This window comes from Chamaesiphon sp. OTE_8_metabat_110, assembly GCF_031382685.1.
Classification (GTDB): Bacteria; Cyanobacteriota; Cyanobacteriia; order Cyanobacteriales; family Chamaesiphonaceae; genus Chamaesiphon.
The window spans coordinates 1-18608 of the sequence record NZ_JANMZA010000659.1; the positions used below are offsets into that span (position 1 = coordinate 1).

Consider the following 18608-nt stretch of genomic DNA (forward strand, 5'->3'; position numbering starts at 1 on the left):
CCCAAACTTAAATCCCATCGCCCCACGGGCAGCCGTAAAAGTGAAGATGTCCCCAGTATCGGCTTTGTCGTCAGCAAGCTTGCCGAACGGGAAATGTTGCCCGCCATTTACTTTATCTTCAGTCGGCGCGGCTGCGACAAAGCCGTCGCCGAGGTATCGACACTACCACTAGTCAATCCCGCCGAAGCCGCTCAACTCAAGCTCCGCATCGATGAATTTCTCGACAAAAACCCCGAAGCCGCCCGCGCCGGACAAGTCGAACCACTCTACAAAGGCATCGCCGCTCACCATGCAGGCATCCTCCCCGCCTGGAAAGTCCTCGTTGAGGAATTATTCGGGCTAGGCTTAATCAAAGTCGTCTTCGCCACCGAAACCCTCGCCGCCGGGATTAATATGCCCGCCCGGACGACCGTCATCTCCAGCCTCTCCAAACGCACAGACCAAGGACATCGCCTCCTAACCGCCTCCGAATTCCTCCAAATGGCGGGACGTGCCGGACGACGTGGCAAGGACGTGGTGGGCTATGTCGTCGCCACTCAGACGAGATTTGAAGGTGCGAAGGAAGCAAGTGACTTTGCGACATCATCACCAGATCCCCTGGTAAGTCAATTTACGCCGACTTATGGGATGGTCTTAAACCTGCTCCAAACCCACACCCTAGAGGAAGCCAGAGAACTCGTCGAGCGCAGCTTCGGGCACTTTACCAAAACCCTCCACCTGTTACCCCAACAGCAAGGAATTGGCGACATCAAGCAAGAATTAGTGACGCTGCGAGAGAGCCTCAGCAAAATTGATGCCAACGTTCTCGCCGACTATGAAACCTGTCACTCCCAGCTCAAACTAGACCAAAATCAACTCAAAAATCTCCAGCTTTATACCGAGCAAGTTCAAGCGGGACAAGTCGGCAAGCAACTACCAACCGCCTTCCCCGGTACGATCCTCAGCCTCAAAGGCAAACACGTCCCAGTTGCCACCCCATTACCCGCCGTCTTAGTCACCAAAATAGCTGGCTCAGGCTACAAACCCGCTTTAGTCTGTTTGGGACAAGATAACAAATGGTACGTCGTCAATCATCAAGATGTCGTCGCCGTCCACAAACATTGGTCGGAATACGGCGGCAAACAGCGCGTCCCCCAAGTAGTATCCCTACTCCCCCCTGCGGATATGCCTCTCAAACCCGGACAAGTCCGCAAGGGGATGACCTTAACTGCCGAAATCGCCCAGAGCATCCCCGCAGTCGAACCGCCAGCCACCGCCGAATTGACAGCCCAAGTCAAAACCGTCGCCGAACTGAAAACCAAGCTCGAAAATCATCCCGTCTGGGAATGGGGCAACCCCGCCACTCTCCTCAAACGCTATCGCCGCCAAGCGGTATTAGAAGAAGAGATTAAAGATCTTCAAAATACACTGCAATTGCAACTCGATCGACATTGGCAAGAATTTCTCAATCTGATTGAGGTATTGCGTCAAGTCAATGGCTTGCAAGGTGTCCTCCCCACCCGCATCGGTGAAGCCGCCGCCGCCATTCGTGGGGATAATGAGCTATGGATCGCTCTAGCTCTAATGTCTGGTTATCTAGACGGCTTAGATCCACACCATCTCGCCGCAGTCATCTGTGCCCTCGTATCAGAAACCCCCCGCTCTGACAGTTGGACGAATTACGATCCAGCCGATGAAGTAGTCATGACCCTCAGCGCCCTCCGTGGCTCCCGCCGCCAACTGTTCCAAATCCAGCGCCGCTATCAGGTAGCTCTCCCCGTCTGGATGGAGTACGAGCTAGTCGGCATCGTCGAAAACTGGGCGCTGGAAATATCTTGGACGGAACTATGTAGCAATACCAATCTCGACGAGGGCGATATCGTGCGGATGTTGCGCCGCACGGTGGATCTATTATCGCAGATCCCTTATGTACCCCATGCGAGCGATGCTTTGCAAGCCAATGCAAGACGGGCAATTCAATTAATCGACAGGTTCCCTATTAACGAATCGATCTCTTGATTTTATTTGGAAAAACAAAGTGTTATGACATTGAAAGCTTTCTCGATAAAAATATAGTCTGAGCTGTATTTAAAATTCACAGCCATAATATGACATAAATCGAATTAATAGAGGTATTAGTTATGCTAAATCCAATTCAACTACCTAGTGGTAAAATTATCGATCTGGATAAATGCCTAGCTATTATTCCAGCATCGCCATCTACAGATAGTGAAGTAGTTTTATCAGGAATAGAACATCATCTCCAGATTGACTCGATCGATCTGGAAACGCTACAAACAGCAATTCAACGCCAGACAGATGTTCAGCCTAGATACGCTTTTGAATTTCGGACAATCGCTCAAGATTCGCAACGACGCGGACAAATACCAGCGCGACTAGCATCTCTACGACAGAAACGAGCAGAATTATCTACTCAGCCGGATGTAGATAGAGCTTTTGAGGTATTTTCAAAAATAGTAGATGCCGAGCGGGTTGCTGGCCAGAAATTATATAGTTTAGAATGATTATTTTTATCGATTCTAATATATTGGGACAATTATGTAGCCCAAAATACACAGATGATTTAGCTGCATTAGAAAATTGGTTTGAGCGAAGCTTAATTCGATATACAGTTGTTAGCTCGATGGTTTGTGATTACGAAGTTCTGTGGGGTTTGCTACTAACTCAAAAACAAGGTCTAATTGCATCGGGACTACCATTATTAGACGATTTACATCAATTAATCGACTTTTTACCTGTAGATCGAACAGTTTGGAATTTAGCCGCTGAGATCTGTGCGGTAGCTAGAGCTAGCGGGCAACCTACGGCTGGAGATAGAAACCTCGATGCGGATATGATTATCTGTGCAACTTGGCAGGATTTAGCTACTCGTTATCCAGGTCAAGCAGTTGTTATCGCGACAACTAATATTCGACATTATTTGTCGCGATTTGCAAATGTGGCTAAGTGGGAAGATCTGTAGTTCTAGATGTGTGAATTGGGTTTCGATCGAATCAAACATATCTACTCGCACCAGATGTGAGTTACGATCGAATTAATTGACTCGTTTAGATTTACAATCTTATGCCCCAATCGTCAGAGATTGCTGTTGAATTTCGGGATGTTAGTTTCCAAATTAACGATCGCGAGATATTATCCCACTTAGATCTCACCATTTATCGCGGGGAAACGATCGTATTATTGGGGCGGAGTGGGAGCGGTAAAACTACTACGCTCAAATTAATCAATCATTTGCTCGTACCCACAACAGGATCGGTATTAGTAGACGATCGATCGACGGCTAATTGGGATACGATCGATCTGCGGCGGCGGATTGGCTATGCAATCCAGGATATCGGTTTATTTCCGCACTTTAATGTTGCTGAAAATGTCGGACTTGTGCCATCACTAGAAAAGTGGCACAAGCAGCGAATCGAGGCGCGAGTGTATGAAATGTTAAACTTAGTAGGGTTGGAGCCGAGAATCTTCGCTCAACGTTATCCTCATCAGCTCTCAGGTGGACAACGACAGCGAGTGGGTGTCGCGAGGGCTTTAGCTGCCGATCCGCCGCTATTATTAATGGATGAACCATTTGGTGCGCTCGATCCGATTACGCGACTAGAATTGCAACGCCAGTTTCAATATTTACAGCAACAATTAGGTAAAACAGTTGTCTTTGTTACCCACGATATTCAAGAAGCTTTTGTACTGGGAACGCGGATTGGTTTAATGTATGAAGGTAATTTAGTGGTATTGGGAACTAAGGCAGATTTACTTCGATCTCAACATTCAGAGGCTCAAGCTTTTATTACTTGTTTAACTGCATGGAACGATGAGAATGTTAAGCGGGACGGAGGCATGTAAATTATTTAAATAAGTAGGCTGATGCAAATACAGTAATCCTAGTTAATTTGCAATAATATTGTAGGGTGTGTTGTCGCGGAGCGTAACGCACCGAAGAATAAATATCATAAATTATCTACGATTGCTAGATCGATCGCATTAGAACATCCTGAAACCTAGATGGTGGGCAGTGCCCACCCTACGCATTTTTTATACTAGGTTATCTATCCACTATCCACTATTCACTATTCACTAGCAGGAGATTGTCTTGATTTCTAATGATGATATTTCCGAGATTATTTTGCGGAGTGGCGAGCATTTAGTTTTAGTGGCGATCGCGATGGTAGTAGCGATCGCGATCGGGATTCCATTGGGAGTTATAATTACGCGTTATCCCAGATTAGCTCAACCGATTCTCGGTGTTGCTAATGCACTGCAAACTATTCCTAGTTTAGCAATATTTGGTTTTCTAATTTCGGTACCATTTCTGGGTGGAATTGGCAAAAATCCGGCGATTGTGGCGCTGACTCTGTATGCGCTATTACCGCTAATTCGCAATACCTATATCGGGATTACTAGCGTCGATCCGGCAGTTAGGGAAGCCGGGAAGGGGATGGGAATGACCGATTGGCAACTCTTGACACAAGTCGAGATTCCCCTAGCTTCTGGCGTGATTTTGGCAGGGATTAGAGTCGCAACGGCTATCTCTGTCGGCGTGGCGACAATTGCGGCGGCGATTGGCGGTGGTGGCTTGGGGGTATTTATTTTTCGGGGACTGGCGACGATCGACAATCGCTTGATTTTGACTGGGGCGATCCCGGCGGCGGCGATCGCGTTGGGCGCAGATTTAACATTAGGATGGGTGGAAAATAGGCTCAGACAGCAACCAGTTCGACTGGGTAAGCTCGATCGTAAGTTTACAATTGGTGGTGGTATATTAGCCCTTCTAGTAGTCGGATTAATTACATTTAACTATTTTCAAGCAGTACCGACAATTACGATCGGCTCGAAGAATTTTACAGAGCAGATAATTCTTGGTGAATTGCTGGCTCAGCAAATCGAAACTAATACTAAAATTAAGGTCGAGCGACAACTGAATCTAGGCGGTACTTTTATCTGTCATGAAGCAGTTAAAGCTGGGAAGATTGCGGGCTATGTAGAATATACCGGGACATCATTGACGGCGATCTTAAAGCAAGAGCCGATCAAAAATCCGCAAGTAGTTTTTGATAAGATCAAAGAGGTTTACGATCGCCAGTTCAGATTAGAAGTGATGTCGCCATTAGGCTTTGAAAATACCTTTGCCTTTATTGTGAGAAATGCAGATGCTAAGCGACTGGAGATGAAGACACTCTCGGAAGCAGCTAAATATACGCCACAACTTCGGGGTGGATTTGGCTATGAATTTCTCGAACGCAAAGATGGCTATCCAGCCGTTGCCAAGACTTATGGCTTAAAGTTTGCTAAAGTTCAACAGATGGAATTTGGGCTGATGTATCAAGCTCTTAAAGATAAAAAGGTAGATTTAATTGCGGCTAATTCTACCGATGGTTTAATCCCGGTGCTAGATTTAGTTATTTTAGAAGATGATAAAAAATATTTCCCACCTTATCAAGCAGTACCTGTTTTCAATCAAGCTACTTTAACTAAATATCCAGAATTACGCCCGGTTATCGATCGATTAGCTGGGTTAATTTCTACTAAAGATATTCAAGATATGAACTATCAAGTAGATAATAAATCGCTACCTGTCGATCGAGTCGTCAGAGCATGGCTGAAGTCTAAAAACTTAGCTTAAGGTTTGATAATTGGTATCCAGCCGCCATTGAGAATCCAGAACGCGCCGCTCGATACTATTATCTCGACGCAGCATATTTTGGCAAACGGCTCCAATTAATATTCAGTAACCCCAAAACTTATTGCCAGAGAAGCTTTCACCATGTTAGCTACTGGTTGGCGAACTCGATCGCGAGAATGCCGCGATCTTTTGTGGGGCTAAACTAGCGGAATATACGTCGATCTGGATGTAGATCCGAAAGTGCCATTGATGAGCCGCCCCGACTTTTTTTACTTGTCAAATGCCAAAAAAATTCAAAACTATCCCGATCTAGGATGTAATGAGCTGAATTATACAGTATCAGTAGGTCGGCACAGATATTTATGGGGACGGTTGGCAGTCGCACTTTGGTGTGAATACTGACTTCCAGCCATAGATATCGGTGAGTCATCCTCGGCGAGCGAGTTTTTCGCTTGTCGATGGGATGACAGCAGTATTGGAATATTTGGATAGCATTAGCGATCGCCGCCCAAACAAGTTCGCCAAAATAAGTTGAGCAAATGATTAAGTTACCATTGAAAGACGAAGATATTGAGGTGTCTTCAAAAATTTATAGCCATTTAGATAAACTTATTAATACAGTTTCTAACGAGCAGAAGTATACAATTTTGATAGTCGTCGATATCATTTTGTTTGCGCTCGCAATTACTGTGGCGATCGGCTTTGAGAGCGGACTCGATCTTTTACCCGCCCAAATATTGCATCACAGCAATTTTGTGGTGTTCAAGATCGCGATCGAGATTGGTGTATTTTGGGCTTTTAATATCTATCGACAAGTATTACGTCATACCAATGGTGACTTTCTCATTACCGTTGCTACGGCGGTATTAACCAGTTGTTTGCTAGTTGCGGCGATCGATCGGGTATTTCTGATGTCGGCAATTGCCGCGTCGGTACTATTGAGCGATGGGATGCTGGCGCTCATCCTGACGATCGGGTTCCGTCTGGGTGTGCGGCTGCTCCACGATCGCCTGGAACAGCTAAATGATGACTCACAACGCCAGCAGACAGGAGTAGTTATCTATGGCGCGGGCAGTGCGGGTTGCTTTTTCGCGCAAGCTCTAGCCAAAGAAAGTGGCAAGAAATTAATTTGTTTTGTCGATGACAATCCTGCACTGCAAGGTAAAACCGTTCAAGGTATCAAAGTTTACGCACCAGCAGAGTTGCTCAAGCTCAAAATTAGCGTCGGCTTCGACGAAATTCTCCTCGCCATGCCGTCAGTTGACACCCAACGCAGCCGCGAGCTATCCCAAAGACTGCAAATTCTTGGCGTCCCCGTCAAGACTGTCCCGAGCATCGCCGAAATATTGAGCGGCGAGCTGGCGGTGACTAAAGTTCCGGCGCTCGATATCGAAAATTTGCTCGGACGTCCAGCCATCGCCGCCCGTCCCGAACTCCTGCAACACGATATCACCGATCGAGTCGTCCTCGTCACTGGCGGCGGTGGATCGATCGGTTCGGAACTCTGTCGGCAAATTGCCAAGCAGCAGCCCAAAATGTTACTCGTGTATGAGTTACATGAGTTTGCGCTCTATCAGATGGACATGGAACTGAGCGAGCGGTATCCCCAGCTTCACAAAGTCGCTTGCTTGGGTTCGGTGACTGACGCTCAAACCCTCACCCGAGTGCTTCGCAAGTATAGCGTGCAGACGGTTTATCATGCTGCTGCTTACAAACACGTCCCGATCGTCGAAGCCAACCCGATTTCGGGGATGATTAATAATATTTGCGGGACGCTGACGGCGGCGCAATGCTCGATCGAGTGTGGAGTGTCAAAATTTGTGCTGATCTCCACTGACAAAGCCGTCCGTCCGACGAATATCATGGGCGCTACCAAGCGGGTTGCCGAACTCGTACTTCAAGGTTTAGCCGATTTACCCAATCACGATACCTGCTTCACGATGGTGCGGTTTGGCAATGTCTTGGGCAGTAGCGGTTCTGTCGTCCCCCGCTTCAGCGCTCAGATCGCCGCTGGGAAGCCGATTACCCTGACTCATGCCGATATTACCCGCTACTTCATGACGATCCCCGAAGCGGCAACTCTGGTGATTCAAGCCGGGGCAATGGCTAGAGGTGGCGAAGTATTCCTGCTGGATATGGGCGCACCGATTAAAATCTACGATCTGGCAGTTCAGATGATTCGCTTAGCAGGACTCGAACCCGACCGAGATGTCAAAATCGAGATTACTGGCTTGCGTCCGGGTGAGAAAATCTATGAGGAGCTACTGATCGATTGCGATGCCGCATTACCCACCGAACATGGGAAGATTTTTTGCGCTCGGGAGGCACGATTAGCTTGGACAGAGATTTCCCCGCAACTGACGATCCTGCTGGCTGCCGCCGCCGATTGCAAAGTTAATGAGTGTGTAGCTGTACTCCATAATTTAGTCCCAGAATATCAACCGATGGGACAATATGCCCGACTTAAATCGGAAACATTGGCAGTATCCATGGCACTCTCGATCGGTGATAAGTTAAGAAAATCAGAAATCCATCAAGAGGGTAAAAAACAACTGTCTAATGGCACGCTCCAATCTAATTCCCAAGATTGGGAGAAAGCCGCTTAAAAAGTTGAAAGTTGAAAGTTAGAAAATAATTTGGTAGGTTGGGTTTCGCTCCTCTTAACCCAACCTAAAGATAGCTTTAACGAGTAAGGATTTTAGCCAGAATCATCCATAGGGGTGAAGATTGAATTCCCACAATCACAAGTATCCAGTAAGCTGATATATGGTACTGTACAGTAATTATCCGCACTAGTATAAAACCACTTATCAAAGCGACAGAGTATAAAGTCAGCGCCAAATTATAAATTTTCTTTGCCTGTGTTGTTGGCTGTAAGATCGGATAGCCAACTTTGGTGGGATCGGGTTCCCATAAACTCAATCCGACTAGAGCTATCCCCGCAATGATGCAAATTATTAAAGAATTAGTTCTGCTTTCTTTAGTAATTTCGATAACTAATGCTGCTATGGTTGCGATTAAACTCCCTTTTTTGTCGTAGATCCCATTTGTTAACATCCAATCTTTGAATAATCTCGTACTGTAGCCAACGTCTTGAAAATGTCGTAGGTAACATAATAACCTACGACTAAAGAACATAATTGCAGTAGCCGAAATTATCGATAGAGATAAGGCTGTTCGCATAAAGATCGAGAGAAATAATGGGAGCGCGATTTTGGTAATTAATCTTAGTGTTCCCTCAAACTATTGAGAAATACGATCGAGCAAATAGCTTGTAAATGCTCTGTACTTTTAGTAATGTATGACGACTGGCGATCGCCAGGGATTGATAGTTTTAGTTACAGAAGCGATCTCGATCGAAGGTCGGCTCGATCGAGATCGCTTTTTAGTAGCTAGGTGTACTTCTAGCATAGAGATCGTGGCGCGGCAACGATCTCGATCGCAATCTCGATCGAGCGCCTAAACTACAGCCATTAGAAAGTAAATGTAGTTCGCAATGCCCCAATTAGCGCACTACCGCGACCGTCCTCTTGATTGGGTGCTGTGAGATAGATAAGTCCGGGCGTAATGCTGAGGCTATCGCTAACTTTAAACTGATAAAATCCCTCAATATGCAGTCCAGCTTTAGTATCTGTTGTCCCATCACTTGAAGAAGCCACTCGTGGCTCTTGTCCGATGAGGAACCCAGCGAGATTTCCTTTACCACCCAAATCTGGTGCTGCTGCCGTGATTGCCCAGTTCCAGATTTGTCTGTCGCCACCTGCGGCTTGATTTTGGGTATACCCAGCCCAACCACCGAGGGCAAATTCGGGACTTAATTGAAACGAACCTTGTAGTCCAAAGTTATTGCTCATGCCACTCAAACCGCTAGCATTAACATTAGCATTATTACTTCCCGTGCCAAACTCAGCATTCATAGTCCGAGTATAAGTTACCCCAACTTTAGAATTTTCTCCAGTCTTGAAGGTGAGCTGTGCGATGGCACCATACCCACCACCAAATAAGCCACTACCAGGGGCTGGAGTCTGACCATCATTGGCTAAATAACCTAAGCTTAGTTCGGTACTGTCGCTGAACTTATGGCGAATGCCCACTCCTACGCCACCAACTGTATAATAAATCGAGGGACGATTACCAAATGCCGAAATCGAGCCACTCGCGCCATCTCCATCAAAATAAGGATTGATGGTATCGGTAAAGTCATCCGATGCACCAGCATTTGCGGCAATTACTACCTGTGTTTGCGGCGTGAGCGCAAATTCATATTTGAGCGTATCGATGCCAATGCTACTACCAGTAGTACCGTCTGTATAAGATAAGTTACCTTCATTGGTAGTAAACGCACCAGGATTAGCCTCTGTATCGCGCTGATTGGACAATCCTAATCCAACTGCTTGGAGTCGGGTAGTTAGAGTACCACCATTGATATCAGTGATTAATTCGAGGCGAGTCCGATGTCCAAAAGCGGCATTCCGCTCGAAATCACCACTAAAAACCCCGGCTCCACCAAAAATCACTTGTCCTTCTAGTTTGGTATTGAGCGAAAAGTGATTTGGTGCTGGGGTTTCTACTTTCGGGGCGTTAGGAGTGGGAGTCGGCTCGGCTGCTGGCGGCGTGGCTGGTGGTGGAGCTAATTCTGTCGGTGCTGGCGGCGGAGTTGCTTGGGCAAGATCTGTAGGCGAGGTAGCTGTAGGTGCGGCGATTGCCGTTAGTTTGGCTTTGCGCTTGATTTTTAGTTTGGAACGTTTTTTCTTCCTGAGCGCGATTAATTCGGTGGATCTGTGGCTGAGAGTGTGGTGAGCCAGCAGTGTTGAATTGGGCGAATTAGATGTAGATAATCCAGCTTCGGCGGCTTGGGCACCAGTGATGAGCAACAGTGTTGCAAATAGGCTACCAGCAGTAATTGACAGCCAGTTCAATGGTCGGTTAGACATATTTAATCTTGAGATAATTAAGTAGTAGTGAACGATCGAGCGATCCATTTCAGTTTCGAGTATTTTGCACATCACAATCTACGCGAAATCATCCCCAAGGGAATGTCGCGATTCTCCAGGGGAGCGACTGAAATCACGCGGAGGTTTGTCTTGTCTCGCTAAACCGTCGGGGAACCCGACGAGCGCGAGCCGCTCTGACCCATGGCTTTGGGTCAGCGATTCGCGATACGTAGGCTTTGCCGTTCGCGCAGCGTCTCCGAAGGAGAGGGTTTAGCGAATCAAGACAGCGACGCGCGCATCACGGAGGTTCCCTCCGGGTCGAGCGCGTCAAGACAAGGCAGAGGCTACGCCAACGAGTTTAATCTCGATGATTGTTAGGTGTTGGCAGTTTTGGGGTGTGAGGTTCGCCCAGGATTAGGGTTAGCTAAAGTCGCGTAACATCTTTTTAATTTCGATGTTGTGCAGTTCTTCGTTACCAATCATCGTCCGCGCGAACTCTTCGAGATACACACTAGCATCCTCAACGATATCGAGAAGCTTCTTGTACATATCCAAGGCATTTCGTTCGTGGGCTAAACTCTCTTGTAAGATGTCTCTGACAGAATGTTTATATGTTTCCTCCATCGGGGCAATTTGCAAGGATGGATGACCCTCTAAGCCAGTGAGAATCTCGCCAACTTGCTGGGCATGTAGTAGCGATTCGGTCGCTTGCGCTTTGAAGAAATCGACGATCGGAATCCGGTTGGGGCCAGTAATCATCAGTGCATAATGGGTATACCGCACCACTCCCGCCAGTTCAAATTCCATAATGGAACGCAGCACATCGATCGCTTTTGGTTGGTCTAAATCTTGCATGAGTTATCTAAAAGTTGTTCTAGGAATTAGAGGTTAGTGGCGATGCTAGCTGATGTTGCTGTAAATAATCCTGAATTTTCTCGATGAGACTCGTTCCGACGGTTGCGGGCAGCGGGGCAAGGATCGGAAAATGTTTGGCTAAAAGTAATTGTACTTGGCTGGGTTGGAGTTGGCGATAGTGAGTTTTGCCTGATGTGGTGGCGGTAGGGGTCACGATCGCATGTGGGGCGGCTTTACACTGGTGGAGACATTTAACTGTTTCGATGTGGACTTGGGTCGTGAGATCGTGGCGATCGAGGTATGCCTGCATCGACTGGCAGATATTATCACTCCCCCGTCGCCGACAACTCGAACCCCCACACACTTGAATCTTGGTAGTGGGTGGCTTGGCAACGGGTTCTACGAGTGCCAGTGCTGGTAAGTCACTGAGCGTAGGAGCTGTGGGCAAGTAAAACAACTGTTTGGCTTTGATTTTGCGTTCGCCAGTGGTGCTACAGATTCGCTCTTGGCTTATGAGAGTCAACCAGATGCCTGGTTGCCAGCCTTGAATTTGGGGGCGCAGACTTTTGGCAATTTTGACTCGGCGTTCGCCGTTTGCCGTGGCTAGTTTGATGTAGCGATGCGGCGTGCGATCGTCACCCCAGCCGAGAAATTGCCCTGTGAGTGGCTGAAGGTGTTGGTGGTGCTGTCTACCCATGACGCTAGTAAATAATAAATGATAGTTGCTATAAATGCTAAATATTCTTATTAACTTTGCCGCTCGATCGTCAAAATCAGTCGGATTGGGTCGATTACCTCGTGGCGCGGCTTCGCCAACGAGCGATCGGGATCGTCCTCATCAAGATATCCTCTCTGGAGTATTCCCCGCAATTGACGGGAAATCAACCTTAAACTGACAGCAGCCATCTTATTGGCTTAGCCTCTGTCTTGTCTTGATTCGCTAAACCCTCTCCTTCGGAGACGCTGCGCGAACGGGAAACCCTACGTATCGCGAATCGCTGACCCAAACACATGGGTCGGGAACCTCCGCGTGATTTCAGTCGTTCCCCTAGAGAATCGCGACTGCTATCAAAGTATATAGGATGACAAGTCAAATGACAACTACTCGCAATTATTTTTTTTGCCCTCGCAGACTAGTGCTCGACTTGAGTATTGTTTCGAGCGGTAGCCAGTCTGCGCTCTTTGCTGCACGATCTCCCAAATTTCATCCCAGTGTTGGGCGATTAATTTCTTCACCACCTCAATCCGTTGCAGTGAGTAGACTGGTTTGCGATCGATCCTTAATCTGTTCATCAGAGACTGTAAATTCTATAGATGTTGGTAATCTCGACAATCAATCGCTGCCTCCGAACAAGCTAAGTAAGGATTGACAGCACATTTGAGCGCACAATTATTAGTAAAATACTTGCATTTATGGCAAGGAACTTTATGAAGCTGTTGGACATAAATAAATCCGGTTTTCCAATGACAGGTCAACGTCCAACAAGCACCGAATACTATACTCCAAGTTACGATCGAGCAAATTATAGACATCGCTTAAAGAAGTTTCATACTTACAAGTCGGTCTGATTCTAATCTTTGATTAAGCTGCCAAAAACCTTTAATTCGCTCGCTGACTAATTCTGACTGAAAGTGATGAAAAAAGTGGCCGCCTGTACCAGATTGCCAAATTTTATCGGCTGGCTTGAGATAATTGCACCAACCATATAGAGCTTGTGAAGAAATTACCGGATCGTCTTGGCTGCCACAAACCATTAATGGCATCGTCACGCTACCTTCTTCAAGAATATCTAACCTAAATAGTGAATTACTAGATGGAGCTTCAACTAAATCTCGTTCCAAACGACCGATCAGATCGCGAATATGGATCGAGCAAGCATTGGGAAATAAACTACTCGCGATCGATCTCAGGATGCAGTCTCGACTAGTTGGTAGCGAGCGCCATTGAGTATAGTAATATGAATGCCAATCGATCGCGGGTTGGACGGCGACACTCAATAATGTTAATGATGCAATTTTGGTCGGGTACATCCGGGCATAACCCAAAGCAATTACCCCACCAATCCCATGCCCGATGAGATGAATAGGTGTAGCTAAAGTAGATAAGTATCCATGCAATAACTGAATACCACCATCGATCGAACTACCCTCATCTGGAGTTTGATAGTATTCCCAAAATTCCAGCTCGACTACTTTAGAGAGACTATTGAGGAGACGGCGATGAAAATATTTGAGGCTAGGGCTAGCACTTACCCAGATGAATTTCGGCATGTCTGTCTTCATAATTAAGCTCTAAAAAAATGGTGGTAACTTTACCACCGATGTTTGACTATTGAGTGAGAAAATAATCTGACTTACTCAAACTCTTTTTTGATTTGAGTGACCCAAGTTTTAATCCTTTCGTCAGTCAAGTCTGATTGATTATCTTCATCAATTGCCAGACCAACAAATTTATCATCTCGGACTGCTTTAGATTCACTAAAATCATAACCATCAGTAGACCAATATCCGATCGTTTTACCACCGCGCTCGGTAATCTTCGCTTCTAAAATTCCTACTGCATCCAAAAAATTATCGGCGTAGCCCACCTGGTCGCCAGTCCCACAATAAGCAATGGTTTTACCATGAAAATCCATACTATCGAATTCTGGAAAAAAGCCCTCCCAATCACTTTGCAGTTCGCCGATATTCCAGGTTGGTGAAGCGATAATTATCTGGGTATAGCCATCAAAATCACTAACATCGACGTTTGCCATGTCATGTAGCTCGATCGCATCTCCACCAAATTCATCGCGAATCATCTCAGCAATACTTTCAGTTTTGCCAGTCTGGGTTCCAAAAAAGAGTCCAATTTTTGACATATTTTAACTTCCAATTAATTAATATTAAGATCTGGTTGACTGCAATTTATCTGCTCATCTTCATACATCATTTCGTAGGTGCAACCAAAACATGTCATGCACCACCACCAAGTAAAGTTACTCCAGTCCATAATTCCCCACCCATAATATCTTGCAAATTATTAATAATAGACATCTTCACCTTTGCTGTGAATTTCACGATCTAGTGATTTCTGCCAAAGTTCTCAGCTTTTAGCCCCTACTACTCGGCGTCAGCAGCCTCTATGTTCCATTCCTCATCACTACGCGCCGACTCAAGATAGCTCAATTAGAAAATTAAGAAGAAATTATCTCAATAGTGAAACAGTCAGTTAGAACTGACGAGTAGATCCTGCCCATGCGATCGCGGTGCTGTCGCAGTTATTAATTTACGCTGCGACGGACGAATCGATCGGTCTATCGACGGCTGACATGAGGCTGAGAGATGTATTTGAGGACTGGCTTGTCTGGATTTCCCGCCCATCGGGGTGGAGTTGACTGCTGCAATTAGCGGGGGTAGGCTTCGATCTCATCAGCTTAGCGATCGCCAAGTTTGACAAGCTTTCAAATATACTAGCATATTTATTGAGAATTAATAGCATTAATTTGGAATAAAAATTTGTGACGCTCGATTCATCGCGATCGGATAAGTCCCGATCGCTAGCAGCATGACACCAACTAACCCCCACACGTATTTGTGTAATTCTTGAGCCGAAATGCGGATCGGTTTATCGACAGTGGCTTGTAGAGCGATCGATTCATAGTCATTGATGATGATTGTTGATAAATTGCCAGCTAAGTAGTCGTCACATCTGTTAGGACATATCAGATCCCCGACTTCTCCAAGAAGCGGTGGTTTTATTCGGAGGGAACCTCCGAATAAAAAAACCGACAAGACAGTCGGGGATCTAGCCTCGCCAGTCGAGATCCCCAAATTACCCGATCGTCCCGACAAGTTGTCCTTTGTTATTAATACCCTGTGCGGTACCACCATCGCCACCTAAATCGGCGAGATCTGTCACCTTGCCATTCTCAACTAAAATGGGATTTTCAAAAGCATTAGAGAGAATATTCCGACCAGCATATTGCTTGCTGTTGTTGGTATCGAAGTAGTAGCTTTCTATTCCACCAAAATCTTCAATAGTTACTGGTAGATATTAGATAGCTTGCACCGATCGACAGCCGCAAGTGAAGCACTTTGTCAAGACATTGCTCGCAAAAATTTACTGAGAATTAATAGTATTAACTCTCAGTAAATTTTTGTGATGATTTCTAGTCGCGGGTGTGGTGGATATCGCTAAGTTGGGAAGCTAGCCAATCGAGCCACGCCCTAATTTCTAGCCGATTCACTTATTGGGAGCGGTAAAGATTTGACGTGAGAGCGATGAGGGCGAAACTGCTCGGATTGACTAACCCGCCAACAGGCAATCGGATAACTAATAGCGAAGGCGCTAAATACAGCCATCAGTCCCCAGACATATCGATGTAGCTCTCTAGCTGATATCCGACGGGGATGAAACTCGGTGGCAGGTACGCCAGTGAAACCGGAAGAAGTCGAATCAGAGTCGCTAAACATAAACTAATCGCCTGTGATTATTGTAAGGGGAGATAGGGAAACAGCGGATGCCAACACATAACGATCGCGGCTACCAGTAACCCAAAGGTACCAAAAAAGATCGTTCGGGTGCGGACTTGACGATGCTCAAGCAGATCGTTGAGGATGACCCAACTGACGAGCCAGCCGATGAGTAGCACCGTTTCTTTGCCTGCATAACTGCCAATATTGCCAGTTACTGGATCCGTACTCTGGCTACCAGGAATCCAACTGCCTAACCACTCGATAAATTGCTCTCGGTCTACTGATGTATGGGCGATGTGATGTGACACCATCATCATGACGGCACCAATAGCAGCACTAATGAAGGCTGCCGCAGCGATACCAGCAGTTCCCGGTGGTGTACTTGCTCCAGTTGCTAAGATCGCCGGAAATTGCTTTGACCAATTCCAGCATCGGGTATACCAAGGGAGTAATTCTTCAGAGCGAGGGTGCGGCATTAGGGTATAGAGGGTAGAGGGTGGAGGGTAGGCTTTGGGTTTTAGGTTTTAGGTTTTAGGGGATAAGAGGGGGTAGGCTTTAGGCTTTAGGTTTTAGGTTTTAGGGGATAAGAGGGTGTAGGGGTAGGCTTTAGGGTAGAGAATTGGCGAAACACTCCTGTTTAGGCGTTGCTGAAACGATCTATGATTGGTACTTATCAAAACAGCTAATTCCCTAATACCTAAAGCCTAAAGCCTAATACCTAATACCTAGAGGGCATGGATCTTCGCAATGCTTAGACCTGACACCATTCCTCCCATTGCTAAAAACATCAGCACCATGAGGGCAATGCTGGTAACAGATCGGACAGCACGGTGTTCGGACGCGACAATACTGTCCCCATATCGCCACAAGACCCAGGTACAGGCAACACCGAAGGGAATGATAAACACCGTACTCAGTTCGTGATACTGAGCCACCGTATAGTGAGTTAGTGGCGAATTTACTTTTAGCCAAGCACTAGCACCACCATGCTCGATCCCTGCTCGATATCGCATAAATGCCCAATTGCCGGAAACTATCCCCAGAAAACTCAGCAATGTAAACCAAAAAATCAGGGTACGCAGTTGAGGGAGAACATTCTTTGCGCCCCGAATCAGTGGAAAAGCTAGATGTCCGGCATAGGCAGCAACGATCGTGGTGAGCAATGCGGCAACTGAATGAATGGTGCCGATACTCCGTTGCCAAGGGCTAGGATGGAGTAAGTTGGCAAATGGTAAAAGGAGAAATAAGCCCACTGATAAAAAGCTCAATCCATAGATACAAACTTGGGCTAAATCTGCGGAGCGAGGTAGTTCTCTAACTGGAGTAGTGGTAATTGGTGTCAGCTCTTTCATGAGGGGAGTGAATAGAGAATGCAAACTAGAGTCGATCGACTCCCGTTATTGCCACGCATGGTGTAGTCACCGTTGCGGAGATAATCGATCGCTTTGTGGATGTTAGGCTTGAATGCGGTAACTTTACCACTAGCAAAAATTGATGCCTGAATTAACCATATAAACAAAATGTAGTATCTGTCTTGCACATTTCCCCGAAAACATAGCAAATTATTGCGAAAACAGATAAATTATTAATTTTGAAGATAATCGTCCATTAATTACGACGTACAATTTCGCTACAAAAAGTGTATGCCTAGATATTTCAGCCTCGATCGTCCCGACCTTCGGTCGCCCTGCGGGTTTTAAGCACAATTGGGAGCGCTTAAAGTCAGCCATTTGGCTGACTTTAATAACTATTTACGAGTGTATTGTCGTAGTCTTGCGCTAGCACCACTTCAACCCATGCCAGTGGGGATGTGAGATTTAAGTTCGGTAATTTGGTTGTGTGCATCTACCATCACAACCTGCGGCTGGTGTTGGCGAGCTTGGCTCTCATCACACTGAACGTAAGTCATAATAATCAGCTTATCGCCCGGTACGCCCAGTCTAGCTGCGGCTCCATTTAACTCGATCGCGCCCGAGCCTGCTGCTGCGGCGATCGCATAGGTAATAAACCGTTGCCCGTTATTGACATTGACGACGTGTACTTGCTCGTAGGGGACTATTGCCGCAGCAGTCAATAACAGCTCATCGATACTGATGCTGCCCATATATTGCAGGTTAGCATTGGTAATCGTGCAACTGTGAATTTTGCCTGCCAATAACGTGCGTTGCATAGTTGTTGGTTAGTTGTTATTGGGGAAGGAGATGGGAGACGGGGAGACGGGAAGATGAGGAGACTAGGAGACTAGGAGACGGGGAGATGAGAGTTGAATATACTCTCATCTCCACTCCTAGCGCTCCAGTACTGGCGCTACGATTGCTTACTTCTTCGCTGCTGCAACGCATTCTTGCACTAATGGCATGACGGCATCGACATCTTTCCAGCCGAGGATTTCAGTAACTTTTTTTTCTAAGTTTTTATAGGTTTTGAAAAATTCAGAGATTTCATCCAAACGGTGTTGGGCGATATCTTTGAGCGAAGTGACGTTAGCATAACGCGGATCTTTATCAGGGACACACAAAATCTTCTCATCGCGATCGCCGCCATCGATCATTTCGAGCATCCCGATCGGGCGACAAGCAATCACACAACCTGGGAATGTAGGCTGATCCATCATCACCATCCCATCGAGCGGATCGCCATCGTTACCCAGCGTATTGGGAATGAAGCCATAGTCGCAAGGATATTGTACCGAAGATGACAAAACGCGATCGAGTGCCATCGCATTCATGTCTTTATCAAAT

General features: G+C 46.4%; 24 protein-coding genes. 7 read left to right on the forward strand and 17 right to left on the reverse strand.

The window, feature by feature from the left end:
- From RMO52_RS23655 to RMO52_RS23675, 5 genes are all read left to right on the forward strand, one after another.
- Positions 1-1998, forward strand: a 1998-nt coding sequence (locus RMO52_RS23655) for a helicase-related protein (protein WP_310419261.1), incomplete at its 5' end; no start/stop codon positions are given.
- Between the two features lie 122 nt (positions 1999-2120).
- Entirely contained in the window at positions 2121-2504 is a 384-nt protein-coding gene (locus RMO52_RS23660; protein ID WP_309741382.1) for a hypothetical protein, read from the forward strand.
- Positions 2505-2623: 119 nt separating this feature from the next.
- A complete protein-coding gene (locus tag RMO52_RS23665) occupies positions 2624-2962 on the forward strand; it encodes a hypothetical protein (protein WP_396135093.1) in 339 nt (112 codons plus the stop codon).
- Positions 2963-3063: 101 nt separating this feature from the next.
- Positions 3064-3843 (forward strand): ATP-binding cassette domain-containing protein, encoded by a 780-nt coding sequence (locus RMO52_RS23670; protein WP_309741379.1) that lies wholly within the window; start codon positions 3064-3066, stop codon positions 3841-3843.
- Positions 3844-4090: 247 nt separating this feature from the next.
- Entirely contained in the window at positions 4091-5620 is a 1530-nt protein-coding gene (locus RMO52_RS23675; protein WP_310419267.1) for a glycine betaine ABC transporter substrate-binding protein, read from the forward strand.
- A 202-nt stretch (positions 5621-5822) separates the two neighbouring features.
- Here the strand turns inward: RMO52_RS23675 and RMO52_RS23680 are convergent, their stop codons facing one another.
- Positions 5823-6050, reverse strand: coding sequence for a hypothetical protein (locus tag RMO52_RS23680; protein WP_309741374.1), 228 nt, complete (start codon positions 6048-6050; stop codon positions 5823-5825).
- A 109-nt stretch (positions 6051-6159) separates the two neighbouring features.
- Between RMO52_RS23680 and RMO52_RS23685 the strand changes: the two genes are divergently transcribed.
- The gene (locus tag RMO52_RS23685) at positions 6160-8226 is read left to right on the forward strand and encodes a nucleoside-diphosphate sugar epimerase/dehydratase (protein WP_310419270.1); all 2067 of its coding nucleotides are present in this window, start codon (positions 6160-6162) and stop codon (positions 8224-8226) included.
- A 76-nt stretch (positions 8227-8302) separates the two neighbouring features.
- Here RMO52_RS23685 and RMO52_RS23690 read toward each other — a convergent pair whose 3' ends face one another.
- The gene (locus RMO52_RS23690; RefSeq protein ID WP_309740381.1) at positions 8303-8677 is read right to left on the reverse strand and encodes a hypothetical protein; all 375 of its coding nucleotides are present in this window, start codon (positions 8675-8677) and stop codon (positions 8303-8305) included.
- Positions 8678-8921: 244 nt separating this feature from the next.
- On the opposite strand from RMO52_RS23690, the gene RMO52_RS23695 reads away from it, so the two are divergent.
- Complete coding sequence (locus RMO52_RS23695; protein ID WP_309740383.1) at positions 8922-9083, forward strand: hypothetical protein; 162 nt, start codon at positions 8922-8924, stop codon at positions 9081-9083.
- Between the two features lie 10 nt (positions 9084-9093).
- Here RMO52_RS23695 and RMO52_RS23700 read toward each other — a convergent pair whose 3' ends face one another.
- The 15 genes from RMO52_RS23700 to RMO52_RS23770 form a co-directional block, all read right to left on the reverse strand.
- Positions 9094-10554: an iron uptake porin gene (locus RMO52_RS23700; RefSeq protein ID WP_310419273.1), complete on the reverse strand. Its 1461-nt coding sequence runs from the start codon at positions 10552-10554 to the stop codon at positions 9094-9096.
- A 420-nt stretch (positions 10555-10974) separates the two neighbouring features.
- On the reverse strand, positions 10975-11409 hold the full coding sequence (locus RMO52_RS23705; RefSeq protein WP_309740386.1) for a ferritin-like domain-containing protein: 435 nt from the start codon (positions 11407-11409) through the stop codon (positions 10975-10977).
- A gap of 19 nt (positions 11410-11428) precedes the next feature.
- Positions 11429-12106 carry a (2Fe-2S) ferredoxin domain-containing protein gene (locus tag RMO52_RS23710; RefSeq protein ID WP_310419276.1) on the reverse strand — a complete coding sequence of 226 codons (678 nt, stop codon included), beginning with the start codon at positions 12104-12106 and terminating at the stop codon, positions 11429-11431.
- Positions 12107-12156: 50 nt separating this feature from the next.
- A complete protein-coding gene (locus RMO52_RS23715) occupies positions 12157-12315 on the reverse strand; it encodes a hypothetical protein (RefSeq protein WP_310419280.1) in 159 nt (52 codons plus the stop codon).
- Positions 12316-12510: 195 nt separating this feature from the next.
- On the reverse strand, positions 12511-12702 hold the full coding sequence (locus tag RMO52_RS23720; RefSeq protein ID WP_310419283.1) for a hypothetical protein: 192 nt from the start codon (positions 12700-12702) through the stop codon (positions 12511-12513).
- A 15-nt stretch (positions 12703-12717) separates the two neighbouring features.
- The gene (locus RMO52_RS23725; RefSeq protein WP_309740397.1) at positions 12718-12942 is read right to left on the reverse strand and encodes a hypothetical protein; all 225 of its coding nucleotides are present in this window, start codon (positions 12940-12942) and stop codon (positions 12718-12720) included.
- Positions 12943-12945: 3 nt separating this feature from the next.
- Complete coding sequence (locus tag RMO52_RS23730; RefSeq protein ID WP_309740398.1) at positions 12946-13692, reverse strand: alpha/beta hydrolase; 747 nt, start codon at positions 13690-13692, stop codon at positions 12946-12948.
- A gap of 71 nt (positions 13693-13763) precedes the next feature.
- Complete coding sequence (gene fldA / locus RMO52_RS23735; RefSeq protein ID WP_310419287.1) at positions 13764-14270, reverse strand: flavodoxin FldA; 507 nt, start codon at positions 14268-14270, stop codon at positions 13764-13766.
- A 407-nt stretch (positions 14271-14677) separates the two neighbouring features.
- Entirely contained in the window at positions 14678-14977 is a 300-nt protein-coding gene (locus RMO52_RS23740) for a hypothetical protein (RefSeq protein WP_310419290.1), read from the reverse strand.
- A 641-nt stretch (positions 14978-15618) separates the two neighbouring features.
- The gene (locus RMO52_RS23745) at positions 15619-15864 is read right to left on the reverse strand and encodes a hypothetical protein (protein ID WP_309743534.1); all 246 of its coding nucleotides are present in this window, start codon (positions 15862-15864) and stop codon (positions 15619-15621) included.
- Positions 15865-15881: 17 nt separating this feature from the next.
- Positions 15882-16343: a hypothetical protein gene (locus RMO52_RS23750; RefSeq protein ID WP_309743536.1), complete on the reverse strand. Its 462-nt coding sequence runs from the start codon at positions 16341-16343 to the stop codon at positions 15882-15884.
- A 249-nt stretch (positions 16344-16592) separates the two neighbouring features.
- The gene (locus RMO52_RS23755) at positions 16593-17219 is read right to left on the reverse strand and encodes a hypothetical protein (protein ID WP_309743538.1); all 627 of its coding nucleotides are present in this window, start codon (positions 17217-17219) and stop codon (positions 16593-16595) included.
- The gene (locus RMO52_RS23760; RefSeq protein ID WP_309743540.1) at positions 17216-17386 is read right to left on the reverse strand and encodes a hypothetical protein; all 171 of its coding nucleotides are present in this window, start codon (positions 17384-17386) and stop codon (positions 17216-17218) included. Before RMO52_RS23760 ends, RMO52_RS23755 begins: the two co-directional genes overlap by 4 nt.
- A 270-nt stretch (positions 17387-17656) precedes the next feature.
- Positions 17657-18037 (reverse strand): aspartate 1-decarboxylase, encoded by a 381-nt coding sequence (gene panD / locus RMO52_RS23765; RefSeq protein ID WP_309743542.1) that lies wholly within the window; start codon positions 18035-18037, stop codon positions 17657-17659.
- Positions 18038-18184: 147 nt separating this feature from the next.
- A partial coding sequence (locus RMO52_RS23770) for an inorganic diphosphatase (protein ID WP_310419295.1) occupies positions 18185-18608 on the reverse strand: 424 nt, incomplete at its 5' end.